This is a genomic window from Sulfitobacter sp. HI0129 (genome assembly GCF_001635395.1).
Lineage (GTDB): Bacteria > Pseudomonadota > Alphaproteobacteria > Rhodobacterales > Rhodobacteraceae > Sulfitobacter.
Genome location: NZ_LWGH01000471.1, coordinates 1 through 2,419, shown reverse-complemented (window position 1 = coordinate 2,419; position 2,419 = coordinate 1). Strand labels below are relative to the sequence as shown.

The 2,419-nt window shown below is 64.7% G+C and carries 3 protein-coding genes; all 3 read right to left on the bottom strand.

What is annotated here, in order from left to right; all coding sequences use genetic code 11:
• On the bottom strand, window positions 1-913 hold a 913-nt coding region (locus A3764_RS12870), incomplete at its 3' end, for an ATP-binding cassette domain-containing protein (RefSeq protein ID WP_150122170.1).
• On the bottom strand, window positions 910-1,725 hold the full coding sequence (locus A3764_RS12865) for an ABC transporter permease (RefSeq protein ID WP_067921969.1): 816 nt from the start codon (window positions 1,723-1,725) through the stop codon (window positions 910-912). The genes A3764_RS12870 and A3764_RS12865, both read right to left, overlap by 4 nt.
• A partial coding sequence (locus A3764_RS12860; RefSeq protein WP_067951645.1) for an ABC transporter permease occupies window positions 1,722-2,419 on the bottom strand: 698 nt, incomplete at its 5' end. The genes A3764_RS12860 and A3764_RS12865, both read right to left, overlap by 4 nt.

Genomic DNA, 2,419 nt, shown 5'->3' with positions numbered 1-2,419 from the left:
CCCGGTCTATGGTAAAGCTGACGTCGTCCACGGCGCGGAACCGGCCCGGCGCCCCGAAAAGGGAGCTTCGCGGCAGGCGGTAATCGCGCGAAACATGCGAAACCTCAAGCAGGGGGCGCGGCGGGGGGGCGGGCGGCAGATCGACTTGGTGGTTCGACGTGGCAAAAAGCATCTTGGTATAGGGGTGGCGCATGTCCCGCAGCAGGGTGCCGGTTGCACCCTGTTCGACGATTTGCCCCTTGCGCATGACGATGATGCGATCCGCCATGTCCGCCACCACGGCGAGGTCATGGGTGATCATCAGCAGCCCCATTCCGTCTTCGCGCGCGAGGCTGCGCAGCAGGTCGAGTATCTGGGCCTGCGTCGTCACGTCCAGCGCCGTGGTCGGTTCATCGGCCACAAGGAGCTTGGGTCGCAGCGCGATGGCCATGGCGATGACGACACGCTGCCGCTGACCGCCGCTGAGTTCATGTGGATAGCGGTGCGGGGGAAAACGATGGGCGGGCATCCCGACCCGGTCCAGCGCCTCGGCTGCCATGGCGGCGGCATCGCTGCGCGAGACCTCGGGCCGGTGCACGCGGATGGTTTCGGCCACCTGACGGCCAATGGTCTGCACGGGGTTGAGCGCGGTCATCGGTTCCTGAAACACCATGCCGACGGTATTGCCTCGAACATCGCAAAGCGCCTCTTCGGAAAGCGTCGCAAGGTCCTGCCCGTCCAGCATCACGCTGCCGGTGCAGCGCGCGCCGCGCGGCAGAAGCTGGAGCGTCGAAAGGGCCGTCATGCTCTTGCCCGACCCGCTTTCCCCGGTGATGGCCACGATCTCCCCCTCTTCGACGAAAAGCGTGACGTCCCGCAGAACCTCGATCCCGTGGATCGACATGGAGAGCGCACCGAGTTCCAGAAGGCTCATGACCGGGCCACCCGCAACCGGGGGTCAAGATGATCGCGCAGCCCGTCCCCCATCAGGTTCAACCCCAGCACGGTGAGGATGATGGCAAAGCCGGGGATGAGCGCCATATGCGGCGCGATGGCCACGAGCGTTTGCGCATCCGCCAGCATCCGCCCCCATGAAGGCGTTGGCGGCTGCGCACCGAGCCCCACGTAGGACAGGCCCGCTTCGGCAAGGATGCCGAGCGAAAACTGTATGGTGCCCTGAACGATCAGAAGGTTCGCGACATTGGGCAGGATATGCTCGGCCGATATGCGTGCCGCCGATTTGCCCGCAACCCGCGCGGCGAGGATGAATTCCCGCTGCCAGATCGACAGCGCGGCACCCCGGGTGATCCGCGCGAAGACCGGGATGTTGAAGATCCCGATGGCGATGATCGCATTGCGCGCCCCGGCGCCGAAGACGGCGGTGATCAGGATGGCGATGACCAGCGCGGGGAAGGCGAATATCAGATCGTTGGCGCGCATGATCGTCTCATCCAGCAGGCTGCCGCGCCGCGCCGCCGCCCATAGGCCGAGCGGTATGCCCACCCCCATGCCGATGCCCACGGCCACCAATGCGACCGCGATGGAAGTACGCGCGCCCACCATGATCATGCTCAGCATGTCGCGCCCGAAATGATCCGTACCAAGCAGGTGGTTCCCGTTCGGTGTCTGGAGCTTTCCGGCGATGTCCAGCGCCGCGTGGTCGAATGGCGTCCAGAAGAAGCTGACGAAAGCCATCCCCACGAAGAACAGCGACAGGGACGCCCCAAGTATCAGGCTCCGGTTCATGTCCGGGTTCTCAGCCGGGGATCGACGGCGGCATAGGTGAGGTCAACGACGAAATTCACGACGATGACGGAAAAGACCAGCAGCATCACGACGGATTCCACAACGATGAGGTCACGGGCAGAGATTGACTGAAAGATCAGCCGCCCGAGGCCCGGAAGGTAGAAAACCTGTTCGATGATGATGGCCCCGGCCAAGAGGAACGAGAATTGCAGTCCGATGATTGTGAGCACGGGGATCAGGGCATTGCGCAACCCGTGCCGCCAGAGCGCCTGACGCGCGGACAGCCCCTTGGCGCGCGCCGTGCGGATGAAATCTTCGCCCAATACGTCGAGTAACGACGACCGCATGACCCGGGCAAGGATTGCCGCCTGCGGCAGCGCCAGCGCGATGGCGGGCAACGTCAGTGCGCGCATGCCCGCGAAAAACCCCGCGTCCCACCCGCCGAAGCCCCCTGCTGAAAACCACCGCAGGTTGATCGCAAAGATCAGGACCAGCATCATCGCGAACCAGAAATTCGGGATGGCAACGCCGAGCTGCGTGGCCCCCATCACGCCTAAATCCCCGGCCTCCCCCCTGCGGGAAGCGGCGAAAATACCGGCGGGAAAGGCGATCAGGGTGGACAGCGTCAGCGCATAGAGAGCCAGCGGCAATGACACCCAGAGCCGTGCTGCGATCATCTCCCCCACCGGGGTGC